The sequence below is a fragment of the Oleiphilus sp. HI0128 genome, assembly GCF_001635365.1.
Window position 1 is genome coordinate 1 of the sequence record NZ_LWGG01000068.1, and the last position, 6,405, is coordinate 6,405.

The following is a 6,405-nucleotide window of genomic DNA, read 5'->3' on the forward strand; positions in this document are numbered from 1 at the left end:
TATATACCGCTATCGGTAAGAACGAGAGGTGTGAAAAGGACGATTCTTTTGTTCATACCAGGCCTCCATTTTTATTGTCTACGAGTTTTGACTTTAAGCGATAACGACGATCACTTATCGCAAACAATCCACCTAGCGCCATAAAAATAGTGCCAAGCCAAATCCATCTAACGAAGGGTTTTATTTGAATACGAACTGCCCAGGCACCGTCAGTGAGTGGCTCGCCTAAAGCAATATAGAGATCACGGAATAGCCCGGCATCAATGCCTGCTTCCGTCATAGGGCTGTTCTTAGAGAAGTAAACTCGCTTCTCGGGGTGTAATGTGGCGACTTCGTTCCCTGATGCAACCGAGGTAACACGTACCGTGGCACGATCAGCCTGATAGTTAGCGCCAGTATAGGGATCTAAGCTTTCAAATACGAAGTTGTAACCAGACACACTCACTTGCTCGCCAGGCGCCATACGAATATCTCTTTCTTCAGATTCAACCGACACTAGCGTTACGCCTAGAATACTAAAGGCAAACCCCAAGTGGCCAAGCGTCATTCCAACATAGGAACGGCTGAGTCGTCTCAGGCCGCGAATGCGTCCGGCTTTGTTCTCTGATTTCTGATATACGTCTTTTAAGGTAAAGCCGGTAATCCAAAGCGCTAGAAATGACCCAAAAAACGCACCGACATGAAATTCTTCAAAAAGAATAAATGGCAAGGCGAAAGCGATCAATACCGCCGACAAGGCAACCCAGCGTAGTTGCTTAATCAAAAGTGAAAGCTCAGTGTTTTTCCAACGCCCGACAACACCAAAACCCATCACGATCGCTAAAATGGACATCAGCGGTGCAAAAACGGCGTTAAAGTAAGGAGGCCCAATTGATAGTTTGCCTGCGCCGATAAAATCTAATACTAATGGATAGAGTGTACCCATCATAACTGTGACCCATGCAACGACCAGTAATAGATTGTTTACCAGCAAAAAGGTTTCCCTAGATAGCATGCTAAATTGAGCTTTGCTGCGAACCTCGGGAACCTTGAGCGCATAAAGTGTTAGAGAGCAAACCATTGTGATGCCGAGCAAGCCAAGAACGAATTGACCGCGAGCAGGGTCCGATGCAAACGCATGAACAGATGTTAGCACCCCAGAGCGAACAAGAAAGGTCCCGAGTAAACTGAGCGAAAATGCAAAGATCGCGAGTAATACAGTCCAGCTCTTAAATACTCCGCGTTTTTCGGTTACAGCCAGGGAGTGTATTAAAGCGGTACCCACGAGCCATGGCATAAAGGAAGCGTTTTCTACTGGGTCCCAGAACCACCAGCCACCCCAGCCAAGTTCATAATATGCCCACCAGCTACCCAGGGAAATACCTAAGGTGAGGAACGCCCAGGCTACTGTAGTCCAGGGGCGTGACCATCTAGCCCAAGCTGAATCTAGTTGACCGCTCATCAATGCGGCAATCGCAAAGGCAAACACAACCGAAAAACCGACATAGCCCATATAGAGCATTGGCGGATGAACGATCAGTCCAAAGTCTTGAAGTAGAGGGTTTAGATCAGCGCCCTCTGCTGGAAACTCCGGTAAGTAACGGTCGAAAGGGTTTGACGTCAAAATAATGAAGGATAAAAAACCGATACTTATCATCCCCATTACCGATAACACTCTTGCGAGAATATCTGAAGGCAGTTGCTTGGAAAATAACACAACAGCCGCAATCCAGCCGGAAAGAATCAATGCCCAAAGTAATAAAGACCCTTCATGACCACCCCAAATTGCACTTATCTTATATTGCAGTGGTAACAGTGTATTGGAGTGGTTGGCTACGTACTGAACACTAAAGTTATCTTGGACAAACGCAATACCCAGGCAAGTGAAGCTGAGTACCATAAAAACGAACTGCCCCCAGGCTATTGGACGGGCTAGATAGACGCACAATGCATTATTGCGAGCAGCTCCCCATAGTGGAACGACAGCCAATAAAACGCTTAGTGAAAAAGCGATGACTAGTGCAAGATGCCCTATTTCTGGTGTAAACATCTACGGCTGTCCTTCTTCGACGGGTTTAGTATGAATGCCTTTTGGCGCGGTGCCACCAGACTTTTCTAAAGCGTCAGCAACTTCGGGCGGCATATAGTTCTCATCGTGCTTGGCTAGAACTTCATCGGCTATAAGAACATTGTTCTCATCGAGCCGGCCAAGCGCTACAATCCCCTGTCCTTCTCTAAAGAGGTCTGGCAGTATTCCTGTATAAGAAACCTCTACGTTTTCTTTATAATCGGTTAGCGCGAAGGTGGTGGCCAAACTATTTTCGCTACGTTTAACGCTTCCCTCTACAACCATGCCTCCAGCACGAATACGAGCGCCCTTTGGGGCCTCTCCTTGTGCGATTTGTGTTGGGTTATAAAATAGATTTATATTTTCCGTCAAAGCGTACATGGCCAGACCAATCACGGTCCCAAACCCAACGAGAAGAAAAATAATAAGTGTAAGGCGTTGTTTGCGCTTAGGGTGCATCAATTATTTCCACCTGAAATCAATACTGAAAGATTAGTAAAATAGTTAGCAAATCGTCTGCTAAGGCTCAGTCTGTGCGGTTTGTTTATTCTTGAGTTCCGTGCGTCGATATCTCTGAGAAAGCTCGCGAAGAATAGACTTTCGTTGCATTAGCGGTTGAACATAGGCGATAAGGAATACTAGCAAGCCTATACCGTAACATAGCCACACGTATAAACCATGCCCACCCATATTTAAAAACTCAGAAAAGCTGTCAAAACTCACTGACGCCTCCTAACAAGTAAAACCATTTTTGTTGAACTAAACATGTCGCTAGCGAACTCCGGACTGCTTTACGATGTCCTGAACCCATCTGGTTTTTCGCTCTCGAAGCAATATTTGGTTCTGCATTCTGATAATAACAAGTGCCGCGAAAAAGCAGTAAATACCGATGACCATCACTAATAAGGGTATCCACATTTCTGGCACCATTGCTGGTTTCTCGGTTAATTTAAAGGTTGCTGGTTGATGCAGGGTATTCCACCACTCAACAGAGTATTTAATAATCGGGATGTTCACGACGCCAACAAGCACAGTAATGGCAGATGCCCTTGCAGCCATATTTGCATCTTCAATAGCGGTTTGAATCGAGATCACACCAAAGTATAGAAACAGCAAAATAAGCATGGCGGTGAGCCGTGCATCCCATACCCACCATGTACCCCAGGTTGGCTTGCCCCAAACCGCACCAGTGAATAAAGCTAAAAAGGTAAATGCCGCACCAATTGGTGCAGCGGAAGAAATAAATATATCAGCAATTTTCATGCGCCAAACAAGAGATACTAGAGCAGCTGAAGCCATCATCATGTAGCAAGATTGAGCGAGAATCGCGCTTGGCACATGCAGGTAAATAATTCGGAAGCTGTTTCCTTGCTGATAATCAGGTGGAGCAAAAGCCAGGCCCCATGTAACCCCTGCTGTTATTAAGCCAAGTGCTGCAATCAGAAACCAGGGATAGTACTGTTTCGAAATATCATAGAACCACTTCGGCGAACCAAGCTTGTGAAAAAATGTCCATTTCATGGAGTTACTTCTTAACTAGCATAGATTGATTAAAATACTCGAGCTTCATTAGTTTGAAACACTCATCCGTAGTGCGGCAGCAGACGCAAAGGGCGAAAGTGTAACCGCTAGCACCAGCATGATACCGATAATTGCGAGGTGCCCGCCAACTGGTAAACCGTCAATACTGGCCTGTACCGTACCGGTACCAAATATTAGCACTGGTATAGTCAGTGGTAAGACTAATAGAGAAACCAGCACACCACCAGAGCGCAAGCTTACCGTCAATGCAGCACCAATGCCACCAATTAAGGTGATAACAGGAGTCCCCATGATCAAGGTCAATAAGAGTATTGGCAGGTGTTGAGGGTCAAGATGCAACATGACAGCGAGTAACGGCGACATGACCACAAGCGGCAGAGCAATTAGCAACCAATGAACAAAGGCTTTAACTAGCAGCAGCAGATATAAAGGGTGTGAGCTTAGTACAAGCTGCTCGAGTGAACCGTCGTCGTAGTCGGCCTGGAACAGGCGATCCAAGGAAAGCATTGTAGAAAGTAAGGCAGCAACCCAAACTAAACCAACAGATGCCGTGCCTAGAAAGTCGGGTGAAGGGTCTACGCCTAAGGGAAATAACACAATAATAATAGCGAAAAAAACTAGTGGGTTTGCCAGTTCCTGCTTGTGCCTAAATGCGGTAAGAAACTCTTTAGTTAAAATAGCTTTGGCGACGGGCCACAAACCGGTACTGGAGTTCATGCTCATATTACACTTCCTTTAATGGGAAGTATTTCAAGTCCGGGTAAAGAAAGCTGATGATGTGTTGTAAGAATGATTGTGACACCGCTAATTGCTTTTTCTAACAACAAATTTTCAAACTGGGCAACGCCTTGCTTATCGATGGCAGTAAAGATCTCATCAAGAATCCAGATCTTTGCCTCAGAGAGATATAATTGCGCCAGAGTTACGCGACGCTGCTGACCTGCTGACATATTGCGGCATAGAACATGTTCATACCCTTCTAAGCCGACTGAGCTGAGCGCGCTCCATAGCTGTTGTTCTACAACTGTTTGTCGCAAGCCAAGTAGATAACGCAGATTCTCTAAAGGTGTCATGCTGGTTTTAATGGCAGATTTATGGCCAATAAAAAGAAGCTGAGACTGGAAACTAAGCTGGGATTTATATAGAGCTTCGCCCTGCCAGTTAACTACGCCGTCATATGAAGTGAATAAGCCAGCTAAAATTCGTAGCAAGGTTGTTTTACCTGCACCATTAGGGCCTTCGAGCTGCGTTATCGTGGCAGGAAGAAAACTATGCTCTAGCCCGGAAAACAGAATGCGGTCTTCACGTTCACAAGATAGCTGCTTAATTTGGAGTACTGGCTCAACCATAGAGGTTTATGACTGCTTAAATAGAATCTCGAAGTCGCTATTATACCTGCAAAATACAATTTGAATATCTATTCACTTAGCTTATACCTTACAAATAAGAAAGGTTGCCTAAAGCTATACCACTAATGAGGAAATGCTCGGCAACCTATATCGATCGAGGCGAAATAATCAGATTGAGCGACTAAGCACGCCTTTTTGTAAAGGCATGAACTCCCAGGCCTGAGAGCGTCTGAGCCACAGATATCCAGGCTGTCTGATCAGGTATGGCCTGTTTGCCTTTAGATAGCCTCGCAAGCTGTGATTCGTACCAGGTAATATCAAGCATGGTCATTTTATCGATAAACTTCACGCCAGTGCTGGGTTTCGGTATATCAATCTTGTGCTCGGGATTTGCTATTAGCTCATTGGGAAAATCGGGATAAACAGAGAGCGGTCGAGCCAAACCGATAAAATCAGTTGCGCCACTCTTTAAGGCTTGAAGCATTGCGCTACCTGAGCGGAAGCCGCCAGTAACGACAAGTGGAATTGAAACGCGCTCGCGGATTTTATCTGCATATTCTATGAAGTATGCTTCGCGTCGGCGTGTTGATTCCTTAATGTTATGACCTACCATGCTTGGGCTTTCGTAGGTGCCGCCGGAAATTTCCAGTAAATCAATTCCCGCTTTTGCAAGGGTTTCGACTACTTCCATAGATTCTTCATGAGAGAACCCTCCTTTCGAGTAGTCAGCAGAATTTAATTTAATGCCAATTGGGTAATTATCATCTGTGGCTTCACGAATAGCACGGTAAACCTCTAATACAAAGCGCATTCTATTTTGTAAGCTACCGCCCCACTTGTCTTTTCTCTGGTTGTGGTGTGGAGATAAAAACTGGCTAACCAAATAACCGTGAGCGCCATGAATTTGTACACCATCGAAGCCTGTTTGTTTGGCAAGTTTTGCGGCGGTCGCAAACTTTTCGATTATTTCTAAAATTTCGCTTTCTTCGAGCGCACGAGGGGTGGCAAAGGTGTTTTCAAGCCCCCCACCTAAAGGAATAGCAGAGGGGGCGACTGGCTGCTTTGTTAAAAACGTTGGCGATTGCTTACCTGGGTGGTTTAATTGCATCCAAACTTTGGTGTCATTCTGCTTTGCAGCGTCCGCCCATTGAATGAAGCTCTCGAGGTCGCTTTCGTTATCTAGAACAACGTTTTTTGGTTCGCCAAGTGCTGCCCGGTCAATCATGACGTTACCTGTGATAAGTAACCCAGTACCGCCAGCTGACCAGGTACGATATAACTTAGCAAGTCGCTTGCCCGGATTGTGCTGTTTGTCTCCCAGTTGTTCGCTCATTGCAGACTTAAAGAATCGATTTTTAACGTTTACATTACCTTGTTGATATGGCGTAGCAAAACTTAGACTTGGGTGTGTAGTGCGTGACATGAGAACCTCGGTTTTTGGTTTTTATCTTATTTTGCTAATAATAT

General features: G+C 45.3%; 7 protein-coding genes. All 7 read right to left on the bottom strand.

Annotated elements, in window-relative coordinates; all coding sequences use genetic code 11:
- Positions 1-52: 52 nt before the first annotated feature.
- The 7 genes from A3763_RS00900 to A3763_RS00930 all read right to left on the bottom strand — a co-directional run bounded on the left by A3763_RS00900 (position 53) and on the right by A3763_RS00930 (position 6,361).
- The gene (locus A3763_RS00900) at positions 53-2,029 is read right to left on the bottom strand and encodes a heme lyase CcmF/NrfE family subunit (RefSeq protein WP_068510739.1); all 1,977 of its coding nucleotides are present in this window, start codon (positions 2,027-2,029) and stop codon (positions 53-55) included.
- Entirely contained in the window at positions 2,030-2,506 is a 477-nt protein-coding gene (gene ccmE, locus A3763_RS00905) for a cytochrome c maturation protein CcmE (protein WP_068510737.1), read from the bottom strand.
- A gap of 60 nt (positions 2,507-2,566) precedes the next feature.
- Positions 2,567-2,770 carry a heme exporter protein CcmD gene (ccmD, locus tag A3763_RS00910; RefSeq protein ID WP_068510734.1) on the bottom strand — a complete coding sequence of 68 codons (204 nt, stop codon included), beginning with the start codon at positions 2,768-2,770 and terminating at the stop codon, positions 2,567-2,569.
- A 48-nt stretch (positions 2,771-2,818) separates the two neighbouring features.
- The gene (locus A3763_RS00915; protein WP_068510731.1) at positions 2,819-3,568 is read right to left on the bottom strand and encodes a heme ABC transporter permease; all 750 of its coding nucleotides are present in this window, start codon (positions 3,566-3,568) and stop codon (positions 2,819-2,821) included.
- A 48-nt stretch (positions 3,569-3,616) separates the two neighbouring features.
- Positions 3,617-4,312: a heme exporter protein CcmB gene (gene ccmB / locus A3763_RS00920; protein ID WP_068510728.1), complete on the bottom strand. Its 696-nt coding sequence runs from the start codon at positions 4,310-4,312 to the stop codon at positions 3,617-3,619.
- On the bottom strand, positions 4,309-4,938 hold the full coding sequence (ccmA, locus tag A3763_RS00925; protein ID WP_068510725.1) for a cytochrome c biogenesis heme-transporting ATPase CcmA: 630 nt from the start codon (positions 4,936-4,938) through the stop codon (positions 4,309-4,311). The genes ccmB and ccmA overlap by 4 nt, the downstream gene beginning before the upstream one ends.
- A gap of 181 nt (positions 4,939-5,119) precedes the next feature.
- A complete protein-coding gene (locus A3763_RS00930; RefSeq protein WP_068510724.1) occupies positions 5,120-6,361 on the bottom strand; it encodes an NADH:flavin oxidoreductase/NADH oxidase family protein in 1,242 nt (413 codons plus the stop codon).
- Positions 6,362-6,405: the final 44 nt, after the last annotated feature.

Bases quoted from the DNA above. Each gene is read 5' to 3' on its own strand.
- A3763_RS00900 (WP_068510739.1), bottom strand. From the start codon at position 2,029: ATGTTTACACCAGAAATAGGGCATCTTGCACTAGTCATCGCTTTTTCA.
- ccmE (WP_068510737.1), bottom strand. From the start codon at position 2,506: ATGCACCCTAAGCGCAAACAACGCCTTACACTTATTATTTTTCTTCTC.
- A3763_RS00915 (WP_068510731.1), bottom strand. From the start codon at position 3,568: ATGAAATGGACATTTTTTCACAAGCTTGGTTCGCCGAAGTGGTTCTAT.
- ccmB (WP_068510728.1), bottom strand. From the start codon at position 4,312: ATGAGCATGAACTCCAGTACCGGTTTGTGGCCCGTCGCCAAAGCTATT.
- ccmA (WP_068510725.1), bottom strand. From the start codon at position 4,938: ATGGTTGAGCCAGTACTCCAAATTAAGCAGCTATCTTGTGAACGTGAA.
- A3763_RS00930 (WP_068510724.1), bottom strand. From the start codon at position 6,361: ATGTCACGCACTACACACCCAAGTCTAAGTTTTGCTACGCCATATCAA.